General features: G+C 73.1%; 17 protein-coding genes and 7 tRNA genes. 14 read left to right on the top strand and 10 right to left on the bottom strand.

Annotated elements, in window-relative coordinates; genetic code table 11:
- The first annotated feature begins 148 nt into the window (after positions 1-148).
- Positions 149-1105, top strand: a complete 957-nt coding sequence (locus ACFWUY_RS14670) for a phosphotransferase family protein (protein WP_384107214.1) — start codon at positions 149-151, stop codon at positions 1103-1105.
- Between the two features lie 46 nt (positions 1106-1151).
- Positions 1152-1445: a zf-TFIIB domain-containing protein gene (locus tag ACFWUY_RS14665; protein WP_384107212.1), complete on the top strand. Its 294-nt coding sequence runs from the start codon at positions 1152-1154 to the stop codon at positions 1443-1445.
- Between the two features lie 52 nt (positions 1446-1497).
- On the opposite strand, the gene ACFWUY_RS14660 is transcribed toward ACFWUY_RS14665, so the two are convergent.
- The 5 genes from ACFWUY_RS14660 to ACFWUY_RS14640 all read right to left on the bottom strand — a co-directional run bounded on the left by ACFWUY_RS14660 (position 1498) and on the right by ACFWUY_RS14640 (position 1978).
- Positions 1498-1572 (bottom strand) — tRNA-Val (locus tag ACFWUY_RS14660).
- 41 nt (positions 1573-1613) lie between these two features.
- Positions 1614-1685, bottom strand: a tRNA-Val gene (locus ACFWUY_RS14655).
- Positions 1686-1719: 34 nt separating this feature from the next.
- Positions 1720-1791, bottom strand: a tRNA-Val gene (locus ACFWUY_RS14650).
- A gap of 1 nt (position 1792) precedes the next feature.
- A tRNA-Cys gene (locus ACFWUY_RS14645) sits at positions 1793-1866 on the bottom strand.
- A gap of 39 nt (positions 1867-1905) precedes the next feature.
- Positions 1906-1978, bottom strand: a tRNA-Gly gene (locus tag ACFWUY_RS14640).
- A 232-nt stretch (positions 1979-2210) separates the two neighbouring features.
- On the opposite strand from ACFWUY_RS14640, the gene ACFWUY_RS14635 reads away from it, so the two are divergent.
- The 3 genes from ACFWUY_RS14635 to ACFWUY_RS14625 are packed head-to-tail and all read left to right on the top strand — an operon-like array spanning position 2211 to position 4987.
- Positions 2211-3278: a chorismate-binding protein gene (locus ACFWUY_RS14635; RefSeq protein WP_384107210.1), complete on the top strand. Its 1068-nt coding sequence runs from the start codon at positions 2211-2213 to the stop codon at positions 3276-3278.
- Positions 3275-4105: an aminotransferase class IV gene (locus tag ACFWUY_RS14630; protein WP_384107208.1), complete on the top strand. Its 831-nt coding sequence runs from the start codon at positions 3275-3277 to the stop codon at positions 4103-4105. The genes ACFWUY_RS14635 and ACFWUY_RS14630 overlap by 4 nt, the downstream gene beginning before the upstream one ends.
- Before the next feature lie 42 nt (positions 4106-4147).
- Positions 4148-4987, top strand: a complete 840-nt coding sequence (locus ACFWUY_RS14625) for a GNAT family N-acetyltransferase (protein ID WP_384107206.1) — start codon at positions 4148-4150, stop codon at positions 4985-4987.
- 5 nt (positions 4988-4992) lie between these two features.
- On the opposite strand, the gene ACFWUY_RS14620 is transcribed toward ACFWUY_RS14625, so the two are convergent.
- Positions 4993-5508, bottom strand: a complete 516-nt coding sequence (locus tag ACFWUY_RS14620; protein ID WP_384107204.1) for a DsbA family protein — start codon at positions 5506-5508, stop codon at positions 4993-4995.
- Positions 5509-5656: 148 nt separating this feature from the next.
- Here ACFWUY_RS14620 and ACFWUY_RS14615 point away from each other — a divergent pair, with 148 nt between their 5' ends.
- Together ACFWUY_RS14615 and ACFWUY_RS14610 are read left to right on the top strand one after the other, a co-directional pair.
- On the top strand, positions 5657-6070 hold the full coding sequence (locus ACFWUY_RS14615) for a hypothetical protein (RefSeq protein WP_384107202.1): 414 nt from the start codon (positions 5657-5659) through the stop codon (positions 6068-6070).
- A 111-nt stretch (positions 6071-6181) separates the two neighbouring features.
- Positions 6182-6358 (top strand): hypothetical protein, encoded by a 177-nt coding sequence (locus ACFWUY_RS14610; RefSeq protein ID WP_384107200.1) that lies wholly within the window; start codon positions 6182-6184, stop codon positions 6356-6358.
- An 11-nt stretch (positions 6359-6369) separates the two neighbouring features.
- Here ACFWUY_RS14610 and ACFWUY_RS14605 read toward each other — a convergent pair whose 3' ends face one another.
- Together ACFWUY_RS14605 and ACFWUY_RS14600 are read right to left on the bottom strand one after the other, a co-directional pair.
- Positions 6370-6927 (bottom strand): CGNR zinc finger domain-containing protein, encoded by a 558-nt coding sequence (locus tag ACFWUY_RS14605; RefSeq protein WP_384107198.1) that lies wholly within the window; start codon positions 6925-6927, stop codon positions 6370-6372.
- A 194-nt stretch (positions 6928-7121) separates the two neighbouring features.
- Complete coding sequence (locus tag ACFWUY_RS14600) at positions 7122-7535, bottom strand: SsgA family sporulation/cell division regulator (protein WP_015032345.1); 414 nt, start codon at positions 7533-7535, stop codon at positions 7122-7124.
- Positions 7536-7725: 190 nt separating this feature from the next.
- Here ACFWUY_RS14600 and ACFWUY_RS14595 point away from each other — a divergent pair, with 190 nt between their 5' ends.
- Positions 7726-8148, top strand: a complete 423-nt coding sequence (locus ACFWUY_RS14595) for a TIGR02611 family protein (protein WP_384107196.1) — start codon at positions 7726-7728, stop codon at positions 8146-8148.
- Between the two features lie 54 nt (positions 8149-8202).
- Positions 8203-8277, top strand: a tRNA-Val gene (locus ACFWUY_RS14590).
- A 50-nt stretch (positions 8278-8327) separates the two neighbouring features.
- Here ACFWUY_RS14590 and ACFWUY_RS14585 read toward each other — a convergent pair.
- The gene (locus ACFWUY_RS14585) at positions 8328-10913 is read right to left on the bottom strand and encodes an SCO7613 C-terminal domain-containing membrane protein (protein ID WP_384107194.1); all 2586 of its coding nucleotides are present in this window, start codon (positions 10911-10913) and stop codon (positions 8328-8330) included.
- 93 nt (positions 10914-11006) lie between these two features.
- Here ACFWUY_RS14585 and ACFWUY_RS14580 point away from each other — a divergent pair, with 93 nt between their 5' ends.
- Both ACFWUY_RS14580 and ACFWUY_RS14575 read left to right on the top strand, forming a co-directional pair.
- A complete protein-coding gene (locus ACFWUY_RS14580) occupies positions 11007-11453 on the top strand; it encodes an SRPBCC family protein (RefSeq protein WP_384107192.1) in 447 nt (148 codons plus the stop codon).
- 39 nt (positions 11454-11492) lie between these two features.
- Positions 11493-11564: transfer RNA gene (locus ACFWUY_RS14575), tRNA-Val, on the top strand.
- Positions 11565-11612: 48 nt separating this feature from the next.
- Here the strand turns inward: ACFWUY_RS14575 and ACFWUY_RS14570 are convergent.
- A complete protein-coding gene (locus tag ACFWUY_RS14570; RefSeq protein WP_384107189.1) occupies positions 11613-12341 on the bottom strand; it encodes a 3'-5' exonuclease in 729 nt (242 codons plus the stop codon).
- Between the two features lie 121 nt (positions 12342-12462).
- Between ACFWUY_RS14570 and ACFWUY_RS14565 the strand changes: the two genes are divergently transcribed.
- The 3 genes from ACFWUY_RS14565 (at position 12463) to thrS (ending at position 16469) form a co-directional block, all read left to right on the top strand.
- Complete coding sequence (locus tag ACFWUY_RS14565; protein ID WP_384107187.1) at positions 12463-13038, top strand: DUF4365 domain-containing protein; 576 nt, start codon at positions 12463-12465, stop codon at positions 13036-13038.
- Positions 13038-14357 (top strand): hypothetical protein, encoded by a 1320-nt coding sequence (locus ACFWUY_RS14560; protein WP_384107185.1) that lies wholly within the window; start codon positions 13038-13040, stop codon positions 14355-14357. Before ACFWUY_RS14565 ends, ACFWUY_RS14560 begins: the two co-directional genes overlap by 1 nt.
- A 135-nt stretch (positions 14358-14492) precedes the next feature.
- Positions 14493-16469 (top strand): threonine--tRNA ligase, encoded by a 1977-nt coding sequence (gene thrS / locus ACFWUY_RS14555; RefSeq protein ID WP_384107183.1) that lies wholly within the window; start codon positions 14493-14495, stop codon positions 16467-16469.
- The last annotated feature ends 46 nt before the right edge of the window (positions 16470-16515 follow it).

Below are 16515 nucleotides of genomic sequence, written 5' to 3'. Positions count from 1 at the left end.
GGACATCCGGCCATCAACCCCGTGGGGACGGGGGTGCGACGGACGGCAGCGTGGGGCCGGTCAGCTGGGGAGCTGACCGGCCCTCGCGCCTTCCCGCCCGTCCCCGCCGACTCGACGCCCGTCCGTCCCCTCCCCGTAGGCTCCCCACGTGCACTCCACCGACCGGCCTCCGCTCGACCGACTCGCCGCCCTCGCGCACGCCGCCGCCCACCGCTCCGGTGCGCCCTGTCGTTGCGCGAGCGGCGTCGTCGGGGTGCTCGCCGACCGGGACGACGGGACCGTCGTGCGCCACGGACGGCTCGTCGCCAAGGCCCACGCCCCCGGCACCGATCCCGAGGCGCACCGCGCACGGCTCGCGCTGGCCGCCCACCCGGACGTCGCCGGCGTCTTCCTCCCGCCCCTCCCTGCCTCCGCGCACGAGGAGGTCGACGGCCGCCCCGTCACCGTCTGGCCGTACGGGCCGCCCGTCGACCCGGCGGACCCCGACGCCGCCCCCTGGGAGGACGCGGCGCGGCTGCTCGCCCTGCTCCACCGCACTCCGCCCCCGGCGGGGCGGGCGGAACTCCCGGAGATGCGGGCGCCCGCCAAGGCGGCCCTCGCCGTGGACCGGATGCGCCGGACGGCACCGGACCACCCGGCCACCGCGACCGTCCTCGCCGCCTGGCGGACGATCCCCGAGCGCCCCGCACTCGGCCCCCGACTCCTCTGCCACGGCGACTTCCACCTCGGTCAACTGGTCCGTGACACCGGGGCGTCGCCGGCCGGACCCTGGCGGCTCATCGACATCGACGACCTCGGCCTCGGCGACCCGGCCTGGGATCTGGCCCGTCCGGCCGCCTGGTTCGCCGCGGGCATCCTGCCTCCGGAGATCTGGTCCCGTTTCCTCGGCGCGTACCAGGAGGCGGGCGGCCCCGCCGTGGGCGCCGACCCGTGGGCCCGACTCGACGTGCCCGCCCGCGCCCTGACGGTCCAGACCGCGGCCCTCGCCCTCGCCAAGTCGACGGCCGAGCGCAGGGCGCTCGACGAGGTGGAGGACGTGATGATCGACACCTGCGCCCGTATCGCCGGGCACCGAACCGACTCGGCCCCCTCGGCGTCCACGTAAGGTGAAGTGACCATTCGAACGGCGATGTCAGGGAGTTGAGCCGACCATGCAGTGTCCCAAGTGCCATGCGGCCATGCACACGTACAACCGCAACGGTGTCCAGATCGAGCAGTGCAGCGGCTGCCGCGGGATATTCCTGGACTACGGCGAGCTGGAGGCCCTGACCCGCCTGGAGTCCCAGTGGGTCCAGCCGGCCCCGCCCGCGCCGCCGGCCCCGCAGGCCTACCCGGCGCAGCCCGCCCCCGCCGCTCCCGCCTGGGGCGCCCCGCAGCACGGTGGCCACCACGGCGGCGGTCACTACCGTCAGCGCGGTTTCGGCCGGATGCTCTTCTCCTCCTGACCGGGGGTACGAGGAAGCCCCCGGCCGCGAGATGCGGCCGGGGGCTCCTTGGTGGTGCGCGATACTGGGATTGAACCAGTGACCTCTTCCGTGTCAGGGAAGCGCTCTCCCGCTGAGCTAATCGCGCGGGTTGTGCACACGTCGTACCCGAAGGTACTGCGTACTGCGTGCGCGATACTGGGATTGAACCAGTGACCTCTTCCGTGTCAGGGAAGCGCTCTCCCGCTGAGCTAATCGCGCGGGGGATCCGAAGATCCAGGACCCGAGGGTCCAGTGGACGATACTGGGATTGAACCAGTGACCTCTTCCGTGTCAGGGAAGCGCTCTCCCGCTGAGCTAATCGTCCTTGGAGGTGGAGACGGGATTTGAACCCGTGTAGACGGCTTTGCAGGCCGTTGCCTCGCCTCTCGGCCACTCCACCAGGAGTGAATACAGGGGTTCGGGAAGATCCCCCACATCGAGCGGACGACGAGATTCGAACTCGCGACCCTCACCTTGGCAAGGTGATGCTCTACCAACTGAGCCACGTCCGCTTGTCGTTTCCGTTTCGCTTGCGCGTCCCGGCGACGTGTTGAACTCTAGCGGATTCCTGGGCCAGTACAAAAACGCGTTTCCGCAGCGTGCTGACCTGCGCGCCGATCCCGGTACCCGGCGGGGCGTCCCGGAGGGTCCGCGTCGCGTTCACTCGCCGTGTCCTCCGGGTCGCGCGGAGCCGCCGCCGTACGCCGTCCGGTGTCCCTCTCCCGGCGGACCTAGACTCGACGCGTGTACGACCTTGCTCCTCTGGCCCGCTTCGGCGGCCTCGTCGCGACCGACCTCCGGGACGTCACCCACGACCCCGAAGCCCTGGACTCCGCCGGCTTCTGGGCCGTCTGCGCGGACTTCGAAGGGCGCCTGACCTGCGCCCGCTTCGGGGACGTGCGGCGGGACCCGGTCCGCCCGCCCGCCCCGGGCGCCTGGCGGGGCCCCGCCGCCGGTGACTGGACGTCGTCCCTCGACCGCGCCGCGTACATCGAGGGCGTCCGGCGCGTGCGCGAGCACATCGCGCGCGGCGAGGTCTACCAGGCGAACCTCTGCCGGGTGCTGACCGCGCCGCTGCCGGACCCGGCCGTCGCCGACGTCGACGCCCTCACCGCGCTGCTCGCCAGAGGCAACCCCGCCCCCTACGCGGGGACGATCCGGCTGCCCGCGCACGGCGTGGAGGTCGCCACCGCGTCCCCCGAGCTCTACCTCCGCAGGGAGGGGGGCCTGATCACCTCCGGCCCCATCAAGGGGACCGGGCGGACCGCCGCCGACCTCCTCCCCAAGGACCACGCGGAGAACGTGATGATCGTCGACCTGGTCCGCAACGACCTGGGACGCGTCAGCGAGACCGGCTCGGTCGCCGTGCCCGCCCTCTGCGCGGTCGAGGAGCACCCCGGCCTCGTCCACCTCGTCTCCACCGTCACCGGCCTGCTGCGCGAGGACGTCGGCTGGCCCGAGCTCCTCGACGCCACCTTCCCGCCCGGCTCCGTCACCGGCGCCCCCAAGTCCAGTGCCCTCCGGATCATCGAGGACCTGGAGGCCGCCCCCCGCGGCCCCTACTGCGGGGGCGTCGGCTGGGTCGACGCCGACGCGGACACCGCCGAGCTGGCCGTCGGCATACGCACCTTCTGGATCGACCGCCCCGAGGGCGTGCTCCGCTTCGGCACCGGCGCCGGGATCACCTGGGGCTCCGACCCGGAGCGCGAGTGGGAGGAGACCGAGCTCAAGGCGGCCCGGCTCGTCGCGATAGCGTCGGGCGCCTACGAGTCAGGCGCCCTTGAGGCGAGCGGAAAGGCCATTTCTCGATGAAACTCTGGGTCAACGGCGGGCTGCACGATGCGGAGACCGCCCTGGTCTCCGTACTGGACCACGGACTGACCGTCGGCGACGGCATCTTCGAGACGGTCAAGGCCGAGCGGGGAGAAACGTTTGCTCTGACGCTTCACCTGGAGCGGCTCACCCGCTCCGCCCGCGGTCTCGGGCTGCCCGACCCGGACCTCGACGAGGTCCGCCGCGCCTGCGCCGCCGTCCTCGAGGCGAACCCGATGGAACTCGGACGGCTCCGCATCACGTACACCGGCGGACTCTCCCCGCTCGGCTCCGAGCGCGGCGACGCCGGGGCCAGCCTCGTCGTCGCCCTCGGCGAGACCGGCCGCCGCGCCGACTCCACCGCCGTGATCACCGTGCCCTGGACCCGCAACGAGCGCGGCGCCCTCACCGGCCTCAAGACCACCTCGTACGCCGAGAACGTCGTCGCCCTCGCCAGGGCGCGCGAGCGGGGAGCGTCCGAGGCGCTCTTCGCCAACACCGTCGGACAGCTCTGCGAGGGCACCGGTTCCAACGTCTTCGTCGTGGTCGACGGCCGGATCCTCACCCCGCCCGTCTCCTCCGGCTGCCTCGCGGGCATCACCCGCGCCCTGGCGGTGGAGTGGACCGGCGCGCAGGAGACCGACCTGCCGCTGGACGTCCTGGAGAGCGCCGAGGAGATCTTCCTGACCTCGACCCTCCGCGACGTGCAGGCCGTGCACCGGGTCGACGGCCGCGAACTGCCGTCGGCGCCCGGCCCGGTCACCGCGAAGGCCATGCGGATCTTCGACGAGCGGGCCGCCCGGAACCGGGACCCGCGCCTCGGGTAAAACCTGATGACGGACGGCCCCGGGGTGGGTAGAACACCTCTGATGACCACCACCCTGCGGCCGGCCGAGCCGCTTCAGCAGACGCCCGACGGCGGCCGTTCCCGTACCTACGACGTGTGCGTGAACAGCCGCCGCGTCGGTTCCGTCCACCTCTCCACCGACCCCGCCTTCGGGGCCGCGTCCGGCGTGATCAGCCGTCTCGGGATCGACGAGCCCGACCGCGGCCGGGGCCGGGGCACGGTCGCGGCCCTCGCCTCCGAGGAGGTGCTGCGGAACTGGGGCTGCGTCGAGGTGCAGATATCGGTGCCCGCCGACGCCGCGGCGGCGCTGCGGACGGCCCGCTCCCTCGGCTACACCGAGCGCAGCCGGAACATGGTCAAGGAGCTGCCGGCCGAGCCGCCGGCCCTGCCGGAGGGCGTCGAGGTCCGGCCGATGACCGAGGCCGAGTACGCCGGGTGGGAGGCCCGGGCCAAGGACGGGTTCGCGCGGAGCTGGATCGACCGCGGGGTCCCCGAGGAGCAGGCCCGCGCCAAGGCCGAGAGCAGCCACCGGAAGTACCTCCCGGAGGGTCTGGCCACGCCCGGCGTCGCGATCCACGTGGTCGTCCGCGACGGCCGGCCCGCCGGCCATCTGTGGACCGGCCGGATCGAGCTGGAGCCGGGCCGGTGGGCGGCCTTCGTGTACGACATCGAGGTCGAAGAGGAGCAGCGCGGACGCGGCTACGGGCGGGCGCTCATGCTGCTCGCCGAGCGGGTCGCCCGGGAGGCCGGGGAGACCCTGCTCGGACTGCACGTCTTCGCGGGCAACACCCCGGCGATCCGGCTCTACGAGTCGCTGGGCTACCGCACCACCCACGTCAACAGCGCCAAGGAACTGCGGTAGGACGGTCAGGCGGCCAGCAGGCGGTCGGCGATCTCCTCGATCCGCTTCCGCAGGCCGTCCTGGCTCTGACCGCCGTCCAGGCGCTCGCCGCCGATCACATAGGTCGGCGTGCCGGTGACCTTGATCGCCTTCCCCTCGGCCTCGTCCGCGTCGACGGTCAGCAGGTGCCGGCCGTCGATCAGGGCGGTGTCGAACTCCTCGGCGTCCAGGCCGAGTCCGGTCGCGACCTCCATGAGCACCGGCTCGCCCCGCTCGCCGAGCTCGGTGGTCCTGGCGAGCAGCGCCTCCGCGTACGGCCAGCCCTTGCCCTGATCGACGGCCTCCTCGGCGGCCTGGGCGGCGGCGTACGCGTGCTTGTGCTTCGCCAGCGGGAAGTGGCGCAGCTGTACGTCGAGCCTGTCGCCGTACTTCTCGCGGAGCGCGCGGACGTCGTCGAGGGCCTGGAAGCAGTCGGGGCACTGGAGGTCGAACCACGCCTCCAGGACGACGGGGGAGGCGGGGGCGGTGGTGGAGTCACTCATGACAGCAGTCTCCCTCACCGGGACCTGGGGAGGAGATCCGGCCGGGACGACCCGGAGATCTCCCTGAGACCGGCCTCGGGACATGGCCCCGGACGGGCCCGCCGGTGCAGGATGGAAGGGACGTATCACCCGGGACCTGGAGGACCGCATGCTGGCCGAGACCATCTGCTCCGCGGTGTCCGCGGCGGGCCTGGGCATCGCCGCGATCATGGCGTACCGGAAGCGCTTCCTGACCGCCGCCCGGACCGCGGCCTACGCCTTGGTGCCGCTCGGCCTGGTGATGACGGGCGCCGTCGAATGGATCGCGGGGACGGCGTTCAGCCCGGTCGCCTGGGCCGGTTTCGGTGTCCTCGGTGCCGCGTGGCTGCTCTTCCTGTCCACCCGGGCCGTCGAGCGCCGCCGGGGCGGTCGCGAGGAGATCACCGGCGGAGCCGAGCCGAGAGCGGTGGCCCCGGGGGCGTCGGCGCCCTCGCGCGCCGTGAAGGCGAAGCCGCAGACCGGCCGGGCCGCCGGCGACGACTTCAGCGACATCGAGGCGATTCTGAAGAAGCACGGAATCTGACCGCTTCTGGCGATTCCCGTTCCCATGATCCACGGGAAGGAGTGAACGGCCTTTGCGGTGGGGCGTGTTGCGGGATTCTCCGGGCCCCGGGTGCGCGATCATCCCCCCGAGATGCTGGATACCTCGCGGGGCACCGTCCCCGCCGCCCCCGATGCCCCTGTCGATGTCCCCGCCGAAGAGCCGCGCGGCTGTCTGTTCGCGCTCTCCCAGCCACCGCTGATGATCTTCCTCGGGGTGATCGGCTGTCTGTTGCTGATGGCCGCCGTGCACGATCTCTTCGTCCTGTGACGGCCCCCGTCTCAGCCCGCCGCCTCCTTGCGGCGCGCCCGGTACGCGGCCACGTGCAGACGGTTGCCGCAGGTGCGGCTGTCGCAGTAGCGGCGTGAGCGGTTGCGGGAGAGGTCGACGAAGGCCCGGCCGCAGTCCGGTGCCTCGCAGCGCCGCAGCCGCTCCTGCTCGCCCGCCACCACGATGAACGCGAGGGCCATGCCGCAGTCGGCCGCGAGATGGTCCGCCACCGAGGCGCCCGGCGCGAAGTAGTGCACGTGCCAGTCGTAGCCGTCGTGGTCGGTGAGCTGCGGCGTGGTGCCCGCACCCGCCACCAGCTGGTTGATCAGGGGCGCCGCGATCCGCGCCTCGGGCGCGGAGAAGACGGCGGCGAACTTCTCGCGGACCTCGCGGACGGCCCGCAGGTCGTCGGCGTCGAGATCGCCCACACCGCTGACCTTGTGCGCCTGGACGAAGGTCCGCAGCCCCGGGAGGTCCGCGAGCTCGTCGGCGCGGTCGCCCTGGGGCGCGGTGTTCATCAGATCGACGACGGTGTCGAGGGCGATCCGGGTGTCGTGGGGGATCAGCACGATTCGCTCCCTGGCCGGCCGCGGGCGGGCGCCCGCGGAATGGCGCTGACTTTAGCGCGACCGGGAAAAGGACACCGGCGCCCACCACCGCGCCGGCTGCGCGGTGGTGGGCGCCGGATGTCGTGCCTGGGTGACTCTCCCCGCGCGGCGCCGTCGCCCCGAGTCGGACGGCGCCGTGCGGTTCTCGGCCTGGCTCAGCTGTCGGCCAGGATGTGGGAGAGCTCCGTATCGAGGTCGAAGTGCCGGTGCTCGGTGCCCGGTGGCACGGCGGCGTCGGTCCTCTTCAGGAACGACTCCAGGGCCCGCGCCGGGGCCTCGAGCAGGGCTTCTCCCTCGGGGGAGCTCAACGCGATGCAGACGACTCCTTGACCGTGGCTGCGCGACGGCCAGACGCGGACGTCGCCCGTGCCGGTGGGCCGGTGCAGCCCCTCGGCGAGAAGGTCGCGGGCGAAGACCCACTCGACCGTCTCCTCGGCTCCGGTGTGGAAGGTGGCGTGCACGGCATAGGGGTCGGCCGTGTCATACCGCAGGCCCGCGGGTACAGGCAGTGAGGACTCGCTCGACACAACGAGGCGCAGGTGCAGCTCGCAGCTGACCGTGGTGTTCATAAGCGCCAGGGCCTTTCGCTCAGTGTGCGCTCGGGGATTCGCACGTCGGCGAAATCGACATGCCACTTCCGGTGCCGTTGTAAACCCCTCTGTCGGTTTTGTGGTCGTTCAGGTAACTCGAACGGGGGGCTGTGACCTGGGGTAATACCGCCATTCAGGTGGTGGCTCCCCATCCGGTAAGTTGGAGCCCATGAATGCGGAGAGTGACGAGCGCGCCGGGGATTCCGCAGACGGCCAGGAAGCCGAACTGGGATCCCGCGCACCGGAGTTCATCAAGTCCCGCCGAGGTCTGCACCTGAGCTGGCAGGTCGGCGTCTTCATCGTGGGGCTCGCCGTGGTCGGTGCCGGAGTGGTGATGCTGCCGCTGCCCGGACCCGGCTGGCTGGTCATCTTCGGCGGCATGGCGATCTGGGCGACCGAGTTCGTCTGGGCGCAGCTCGTGCTCCGCTGGACCAAGCGGAAGGTCACCGAGGCCGCGCAGCGCGCCCTCGACCCCAAGGTCCGCCGCCGGAACATCATCCTCACCACCGTCGGCCTGGTGATCATCGCCGTCCTGCTCGGCGTCTACCTCTGGAAGTTCGGCTTCGTCATGCCGTGGAAGATCGACCAGTGACCCCCGGACGGTTCAGGAGCCCCGCTGACATGCGGTAATGTTTGCGGTGCACCGGGGCGATTAGCTCAGTGGGAGAGCACTTCGTTCACACCGAAGGGGTCACTGGTTCGAACCCAGTATCGCCCACCACCCGGTCCGAAGGCCCGGAGACGGACACACCGTCTCCGGGCCTTCGGCGTTCACCGCATCCGCGCGACCCGGTCCCGGAGCCTCCGCGCGTCCCGCAGCCGCTGCTCGTACGTGGCACCCACCGCGAGCAGCAGGAGCCCGGCGAGGGCCGGCGGCAGCCAGCGCGGCAGCGCGCCCACCACCTGCACCACGTACGGCGCCAGCTCGTGCAGCCCGTCCAGGGCGAGGACCACCCCACCGAGGACCAGCAGGGCCTGGAGCCGGAAGCGGGCGCCGATCAACGTCACCACCAGGGCCGCGCCCCCCAGGGCCAGCGGGCGGACCCACTCCGGGTCCGTCCAGGCCACCAGGAGGCTCGGCAGCAGCGTCACCGCGAGACCCGGGCCGTACGCCGTCCAGGACGAGGCCCCGGCGTCCCGGCGCCGACGCAGGAACCCGACGACGAGAGCGGGCACGGTCACCGGGAGCGTGTACGCCTCCGGGGTCGTCACCTCCCAGTCCGCCAGGCGCACCCAGGTGGCCAGCAGGAACAGCACCGCCGCCGTCCACGAGGCGAACCGCCGCCGCTCCGGCCGTACCGCCGTCGCCGCCGCGATCACCCCGCCGAGGGCCAGGGCGAGCGCCAGGAACGCCGGCCGGGACACGGCGAGCCCGAACGCCGGGAGCGCCACGGCCGCACCGGTGATCTCCACCGCCAGGGCGACCGGACGCGGACGCGTCCGGGCCCCCACGGCGGCGGTGGCCGCCGGGACCAGCAGGAGCGCCAGGGCCGTCCAGTGCTCCTCGAGCCCGACGGCGGCCGCCGCGGCGCACACGAGCCCGGTCGACGCGAGGACCGCGCCGCAGGCCGAGACCACCCGGCGGGCACCCGTACCGAGCACCGCCACGCCCGTGAGGAGCCCGAGCACCGCCGTCAGCACGGCGAACGTGGCCCCCCGTACGTCCAGACCCAGCGCCACGGCGCTCACGGCGGACGCGAGCCCGGCGGCGTACGCGCACCGCCCCAGGACGGCCCCGGGCTCCATGACGGGCGTCCGCCCGGGGAGCTTCGGCGCCCAGGAGGCCCACGGGGTCTCAGGACCGGCCGCCGGCGCGGACGGGGCGGCGGGTGCCGCCTCCACCCGCAGGCCGCGCGTCAGCGGGTCGGGGCGGACGGCGATCCACAGGGCCGCCGCGGTCGTGAGGAGCTGGAGGACGAGCGTCGCCGCGTACGGCAGGCCGAGGGAGACCGGCAGGGCGGTGAGGAGCGCCCAGACCAGGGCGAGCGCCCCGCACCGGGCCCAGGGCCGGGGGACCGCCGCGAGAACGGCCGCGGCCACCGCCACGACCAGGACCGCCGTCGCCGGGTACGACGTCAGGGCAGGCCCGGCGTGCTCGCCCGACCACACGCCCGTCGTCCGGGCCATCGGCCCGAGGAGCCCGGCCGCCGCCGGCGGCAGTGCCCACACGACCCCGAGCGCCGCCACGGCGGCCCCCGCGGAGGCCAGCCCGAGCCGCACCCCACGCGGCAGCCGGAAGCCGCCGACGACCGCGCCGGCCTCCGGGCCGGGCCCGGCGCCGGGCGCCGCCTCGCCGGGCGGGGTCGTGCTCGCGCCCCTGCCCGGCGCCGCGCCGCTCGCCGGGCCCGCCGTTCCGTCCCGCCCCGTCCCGGTGACCGTCACGGCGCCCGCGCGCCACACCGAGGCCAGGGCCAGGGCGCACAGCACGTACCCCGGCACCGCCCAGTCCGTCGGGACCGCGGCACGCAGCAGGCCGCCCGGGGCCGCCACCGTCGCCAGGCCCGCGACCACCGAGGCCGCCACCGCGAGCGCCGGCGTACGCCAGGCCACGTACAGCGTCACCGCCGCACCCGCCAGGAGCAGCGGCGCGCCGCTCCACGGCGCGGTGAGCGAGAGCCAGCCGCCCGTCAGGAGCGCCCAGCCGCCCAGCGCCGTCGCGCCGGTGACCGCCGTGATCCGGACCGCCGCCGGCCGGGTCCACAGCACCACCGCGCCGTCCGCCGCGGCCGTGACGAGCGCCGCCCACGCGAAGGCCGTCGGCCCGCCCCCGGCCGCGAGCACGCCCAGCGGCAGCGGCAGCTGTCCGGCGGCCACCGCCACCGGCAGCGGGATCCGCAGCCGGGAGAGGGCCGAGCCGTACGCGGTCCACGCGCCCGCGAGGACCGCGGCGGCCACCGCCGCGTACCCGAGGCCGTCGGTCTCCGGCAGTGCCACCCGGTGCAGCGCGTACGCGTCGAGCACCATCAGGACCAGGCCGAGCGCCGCCACCGACTCGGCCGTCGACACCAGGCTCCGGCGCAGCAGCGCCACCGGCGCCGCCAGGGCCGCCGAGGTCACCGCGAACAGGACCGCCGCCCGGCCGCCGATGCCCATCGAGCCCCAGCTCACCAGGGTGAAGGCGACCGCCGCGATCGTCAGCAGGGTGCCGCCCAGCGTCAGCAGGACGTTCTGCGCGTTCCGCGGCGTCGAGTCCGCCACCGGCGGCCGGGGCCGCGGCGGCGCCTGCGTGGCCGGTGCGTACAGCACCTGGAGCAGCCAGGCCCGCCGGGCCAGCAACTGGGACCGTCGGGCGTCGAGTCGCGCCAGCTCGCGGTCGACGAGCACCAGCTCGTCGGCGGGCGGCAGTGAGTTGTCCATATCCGGAGTGTGGCCCCGGCCACAGCCGGCGGGAATGCGTCCCCGTACTCATCTTTCCGGTGCTCGCCGACTGAGTACCTCCACACTGGGGGCATGGACTGGTACCGGTACCGCTTCCGCAGCGTCTGGCGGCTCGCCGCCCCGCCCGACGCCGTCTACGCCGTCCTCGAACGCGCCGAGGAGTACCCCCGCTGGTGGCCCCAGGTCCGCGAGGTCGTCCCCGTCGACGACACCACCGGCACCGCCCGCTTCCGCTCCCTCCTTCCGTACGAGATCGTCGTCACCGCCCGCGCCCTGCGCCGCGACCCGGCCGGCCGGGTCCTGGAGGTCGGACTCGGCGGAGACCTGGAGGGCTGGGCCTGCTGGACCGTCGGCCCGGAAGGGACCGGCACCCGGGTCGTGTACGAGCAGGAGGTCGAGGTCCGCGCCCGCCTCCTGCGCGCCCTCGCCGTCCCCGGGCGGCCCGTCTTCCGCGTCAACCACGCCCTGATGATGCGCGGGGGACGGCGGGGACTCGCCACTCACCTCCTACGAGTTTGAACGAAGGGTCCGAGGACCTGTATGGTTCAACCCGTTCCCGGGCGATTAGCTCAGCGGGAGAGCACTTCGTTCACACCGAAGGGGTCACTGGTTCGATCCCAGTATCGCCCACCGGGTAGAGGCCGGTCCGTCGAAAGACGGACCGGCCTTTCTCATGTGTCACGCCGCCGTGCCCAGTTCCGGCCGGAGCGGCCACGAAGGGTCCACGGTCTCCGGTGTCCCCTGCCGGGTGAACCACGCCTGGAGGCCCCGCGCCTGCGCCGCGTGCCACACCGCCTGCAGCGTGTGGAGCTCCGCCGGGGTCAGCCGTTCGAGCCGGGACGAGAAGCGCCGCGCCACCGCCCGTACGACATCGAGCGCCGCCGTCGCGTCCGCCGCCGCGTCGTGCGCCCCCGCCAGCTCCACCTCGTAGTGCGCGCAGAGGTCCGTGAGCGTCCGGCGGCCCTTGCGGTAGCGGTCCAGGTGCTTGTCCAGGACCCGCGGGTCGAGTACGCACAGCGGGGTGCCCGGCAGGTAGTCGCCGAGCGTGGACGCCCGGTGCCTGCGCAGTTCCCGGTCGAGGATCGTCAGATCGAACGGCGCGTTCATCACCACCAGCGGACGCCCCGCCGCGACCTGCTCGGCCAGCGCGCGCGCCAGCTCCTCCATCACCGGGGCCGGCCAGCGGCCGTACCGCTGGAGGTGATCGTCCGTCAGGCCGTGCACGGCGGTGGCTCCCTCGGGCACCGGCACGCCCGGGTTCACCAGCCAGCGCGTCACCCGCGGTCGCGCCGCCGCGGTGTCCTGCACGACGAGAGCGGCCGAGACGATCCGGTCCCCCTCGACGTCGACCCCCGTGGTCTCCGTGTCGAAAGCGGCCAGGGGCCCTTCGTACCAGTGCATCGTCATCCCTGAACTCCCTGCACACGTGCGGCAGATGGCCAACCCTCTGCCCCGAAACGGTGATACCCGGACTGTTTGCGCCGTACGCGGACCGGTCACAACACAAGGGACGGGGAAGGAAACAGACATGGCGCTCGCCCAGCCCGAGTCGGGAGGGCTGCCGCCCCAGGGGCTGGCACCGACGCGCGGCTCACTCGCCACCACCGCCTGCATGGAGACCCTTCAGGTGGGATACCTGCACGCCGTCGCCGCCGCGGCCGGCTGCTCGCTGTCCCAGCCCTTTCCGGACAACGGCATCGACTGGCACGTGAGCCACGGCGCTCCCGGGCACACCGTCGACGACGAGGTCACCATCAAGGTGCAGCTCAAGTGCACCTACCAGCTACCGCCGCGAACGTCCGGGGACACGTCCGCGGCGTTCTCGTTCACCCTCGACAACGACCACCTGGTGAAGCTCGCCAGGACCCCGGTGGCCGTGCACAAGATCCTCGTCGTGATGCTCGTCCCGAGGTCACAGGAGGACTGGCTGAGAGCGAGCCACGACCGGCTCGACCTGCGGCACTGCTGCTACTGGACCAACCTGGCCGGACACCCGGTCACGGGACGGCGCCGGACCACCGTGCGCATCCCGACGGCGCGGATCTTCGACGACCGGGCGCTCTGCGACATCATGACCCGGGTCGGCGTGGGAGGGAGACCTTGATGCACCGACCGATCGACGAACCGAGGTTCGGGGACGAGGGAGCCGGGGCCGGGCACGGCCCCGTCTCGGTTCCCCCGCCCTACCGGCCCCACCCGGCCCCGGGCGACCTTCCCGGGCCCTGGACGGGCGTTCCGGGCCCGCCCGCCGGCCCCTGGGCCGACGGCCAGGGCGCGCCCGACCCCGGCAGGGTCGACCCGCGCGTCCTCGGCGCCCTCCTCGCCCGCCACGGATGGCGGCGGCGCGGCGGTGCGGCCGGCCGCTACAGCCGCTGGACCCCGCCCGGCACCGGCACCGGCACCAGCCTCCTCGTCCCGGAGAGCCGCGCCTTCCCGGACTGCGAGGACCTGCTCGGCGAGGCGCTCACCGCCCTCGCCCGCAGCGCCACGCCCTCCGCCCGCGAGGTCCTCACCGGTCTCGCCGTGCCCAGCGACGAGATCCGCTGGTGGCGCGACGTGCCCCCGGGCCCCGCGGGGACCGTCCCCTGGACCGTGCAGGAACAGCTCAGGTCGGCCGCCCGCCAGCTGCTCCTGGCCGGCGCCCTCGCCGTGCGCGGCCGGGCCGGTTACTACGGCGCCCGGCACCGGCGCCCGGCCCAGGCCTCCCTGGAGACCGTCGTCGTCGGCGCGGCGCCCGGCGGACGCGGCCTCACCGCCTTCCTGCCGGTCGAACCGGGCCGGCCCATCGCCGTCCGGCTCTACCACGCGCTCCACGCGGCCCGCGAGGCCACCGACTACCAGCGGGCCACCGGCGGCATGGAAGCCTTCGACGCCGCCGTCGCCGCGGGCGTCAGCCGTGAACTCACCGAGGCCCTCGTCGCCCTCGTCCGCGGCACCGAAGGCGCCCGGATCGCCCTGGAGTGGGCCCCGTCCGCCGGGGCGCCCGAGGGCTGCGCCCCCCGCCCCGAACCGGTCGAGTTCTCGCCCGGGGACCTGCCGGCCCTGCGGGAGGCGAGCGCCCGCTACCTCACCGACGAGCCTTCCGTCCCGGTCCGGCTCACCGGCGCCGTCGTCCGCATGCGCCGCTCGGGGCCGCGCGGCGAGGGCACCGTACGCCTCCGGGTGCTCGCAGGGGCGGAGGTCCCGCACGTCCGCGTCACCCTCGACGAGGAGGCGTACCGCACCGCCGGCCACGCCCATCTCGTCGGGCTCCCGATCAGGGTGGTGGGCCGCCTGGAGAGCCGGGGCGGCTTCCGCCGGCTCACCGACGCGTCCGGGGTCGTCCCCGTACAGGTCGACGAGACGGAGAGGGACCGGCTGATGAAGGCCCTGCAGGAGAACCTCGACTTCTTCGAGGAGGCCTGCGGCCCGGACGAGGGGTGAGGCGTGGGGGAAACCGTTTCGCGGGTGGGACGGTCGCCTCGGTAACATCGGCGATGCGCGGCACCTCGTCTCTGTTGCGCACCGCCGGCGCCGGCACCTCGTGTCTGCCTGCGCCCCAAGGAAAGAAGAACACCCGTGTCTGATGTCCGTGTGACCGTCCAGTCCGCCTCGGAAGCAGAGGAGAGGGCGGTGAGCGCGGGCACCACCGCCGGCGCCCTGTTCGCCGACGACCGCACCGTCATCGCCGCCCGTGTGGGCGGCGAGCTGAAGGACCTGTCGTACGAGCTCTCCGACGGCGATGTCGTCGAGGGCGTCGAGATCTCCTCCCCGGACGGTCTCGACATCCTGCGCCACTCGACCGCGCACGTCATGGCGCAGGCCGTGCAGGAGCTCTTCCCCGAGGCCAAGCTGGGCATCGGCCCGCCGGTCCGGGACGGCTTCTACTACGACTTCGACGTCGAGAAGCCCTTCACTCCCGAGGACCTCAAGGTCATCGAGAAGAAGATGCAGGAGATCCAGAAGCGCGGCCAGCGTTTCGCCCGCCGCGTGGTGACCGACGAGGACGCCCGCGCCGAGCTCGCGGACGAGCCGTACAAGCTGGAGCTCATCGGCATCAAGGGCTCCGCGTCGACCGACGACGGTGCGAACGTCGAGGTGGGCGGCGGCGAGCTGACCATCTACGACAACCTCGACGCCAAGACCGGCGACCTGTGCTGGAAGGACCTCTGCCGCGGTCCGCACCTGCCGACCACCCGGAACATCCCGGCGTTCAAGCTGATGCGCAACGCGGCCGCCTACTGGCGCGGCAGCGAGAAGAACCCGATGCTCCAGCGCATCTACGGCACCGCCTGGCCGTCGAAGGAGGAGCTGAAGGCCCACCTCGACTTCCTCGCCGAGGCCGAGAAGCGCGACCACCGCAAGCTGGGCAACGAGCTCGACCTCTTCTCCATCCCCGACGAGATCGGTTCCGGCCTCGCGGTCTTCCACCCCAAGGGCGGCATCATCCGCCGGGTCATGGAGGACTACTCGCGCAAGCGGCACGAGGAGGAGGGCTACGAGTTCGTCTACTCGCCGCACGCCACCAAGGGCAAGCTGTTCGAGAAGTCCGGGCACCTCGACTGGTACGCCGAGGGCATGTACCCCCCCATGCAGCTCGACGAGGGCGTGGACTACTACCTCAAGCCCATGAACTGCCCGATGCACAACCTGATCTTCGACGCGCGCGGCCGTTCGTACCGTGAACTGCCGCTGCGCCTCTTCGAGTTCGGCACCGTGTACCGGTACGAGAAGTCCGGCGTCGTGCACGGCCTGACCCGGGCCCGCGGCTTCACCCAGGACGACGCGCACATCTACTGCACCAAGGAGCAGATGGCGGAGGAGCTCGACAAGACCCTCACCTTCGTCCTCAACCTGCTGCGCGACTACGGTCTGACCGACTTCTACCTGGAGCTGTCCACCAAGGACCCGGAGAAGTTCGTCGGCTCGGACGAGATCTGGGAGGAGGCCACCGCGGTCCTCCAGCAGGTCGCCGAGAAGCAGGGCCTCCCGCTGACCCCCGACCCGGGCGGCGCCGCGTTCTACGGCCCGAAGATCTCGGTGCAGGCGCGGGACGCCATCGGCCGCACCTGGCAGATGTCGACCGTGCAGCTCGACTTCAACCTGCCGGAGCGCTTCGACCTGGAGTACACCGCCCCGGACGGCACCAAGCAGCGTCCGGTCATGATCCACCGCGCGCTGTTCGGCTCGATCGAGCGCTTCTTCGCGGTGCTCCTCGAGCACTACGCGGGCGCGATGCCGCCGTGGCTGGCGCCCGTGCAGGCGACCGGCATCCCGATCGGCGACGCCCACGTCGACTACCTGCACGAGTTCGCCGCCAAGGCGAAGAAGCAGGGCCTGCGGGTGGAGGTCGACTCCTCCTCGGACCGGATGCAGAAGAAGATCCGGAACGCGCAGAAGCAGAAGGTCCCGTTCATGGTCATCGCGGGTGACGAGGACATGGCCGCCGGTGCGGTCTCCTTCCGCTACCGCGACGGTTCGCAGGAGAACGGCATCCCCGTCGACGAGGCCATCGCCAAGCTCGCCAAGGTCGTCGAGGACCGCGTCCAGGTGTGATGACCCGAGCGGTTCAGGAGGCCCCCGGGGAATCCCCCGGGGGCCT

This window comes from Streptomyces sp. NPDC058664 (genome assembly GCF_042716635.1).
In the GTDB taxonomy this organism is placed as follows: domain Bacteria; phylum Actinomycetota; class Actinomycetes; order Streptomycetales; family Streptomycetaceae; genus Streptomyces.
Note: the sequence above shows the minus strand (reverse complement) of the source record. Positions and strands in the feature narration are given on the sequence as shown.

What these genes read in the sequence shown, in the direction of transcription:
- ACFWUY_RS14615 (WP_384107202.1), top strand. Translation starts at nt 5,657, where the DNA reads ATGCTGGCCGAGACCATCTGCTCCGCGGTGTCCGCGGCGGGCCTGGGC.
- ACFWUY_RS14580 (WP_384107192.1), top strand. Translation starts at nt 11,007, where the DNA reads ATGGACTGGTACCGGTACCGCTTCCGCAGCGTCTGGCGGCTCGCCGCC.
- ACFWUY_RS14630 (WP_384107208.1), top strand. Translation starts at nt 3,275, where the DNA reads ATGAAACTCTGGGTCAACGGCGGGCTGCACGATGCGGAGACCGCCCTG.
- ACFWUY_RS14610 (WP_384107200.1), top strand. Translation starts at nt 6,182, where the DNA reads ATGCTGGATACCTCGCGGGGCACCGTCCCCGCCGCCCCCGATGCCCCT.
- ACFWUY_RS14565 (WP_384107187.1), top strand. Translation starts at nt 12,463, where the DNA reads ATGGCGCTCGCCCAGCCCGAGTCGGGAGGGCTGCCGCCCCAGGGGCTG.
- ACFWUY_RS14625 (WP_384107206.1), top strand. Translation starts at nt 4,148, where the DNA reads ATGACCACCACCCTGCGGCCGGCCGAGCCGCTTCAGCAGACGCCCGAC.
- ACFWUY_RS14570 (WP_384107189.1), bottom strand. Translation starts at nt 12,341, where the DNA reads ATGACGATGCACTGGTACGAAGGGCCCCTGGCCGCTTTCGACACGGAG.
- ACFWUY_RS14600 (WP_015032345.1), bottom strand. Translation starts at nt 7,535, where the DNA reads ATGAACACCACGGTCAGCTGCGAGCTGCACCTGCGCCTCGTTGTGTCG.
- ACFWUY_RS14595 (WP_384107196.1), top strand. Translation starts at nt 7,726, where the DNA reads ATGAATGCGGAGAGTGACGAGCGCGCCGGGGATTCCGCAGACGGCCAG.
- ACFWUY_RS14665 (WP_384107212.1), top strand. Translation starts at nt 1,152, where the DNA reads ATGCAGTGTCCCAAGTGCCATGCGGCCATGCACACGTACAACCGCAAC.
- ACFWUY_RS14585 (WP_384107194.1), bottom strand. Translation starts at nt 10,913, where the DNA reads ATGGACAACTCACTGCCGCCCGCCGACGAGCTGGTGCTCGTCGACCGC.
- ACFWUY_RS14620 (WP_384107204.1), bottom strand. Translation starts at nt 5,508, where the DNA reads ATGAGTGACTCCACCACCGCCCCCGCCTCCCCCGTCGTCCTGGAGGCG.
- ACFWUY_RS14560 (WP_384107185.1), top strand. Translation starts at nt 13,038, where the DNA reads ATGCACCGACCGATCGACGAACCGAGGTTCGGGGACGAGGGAGCCGGG.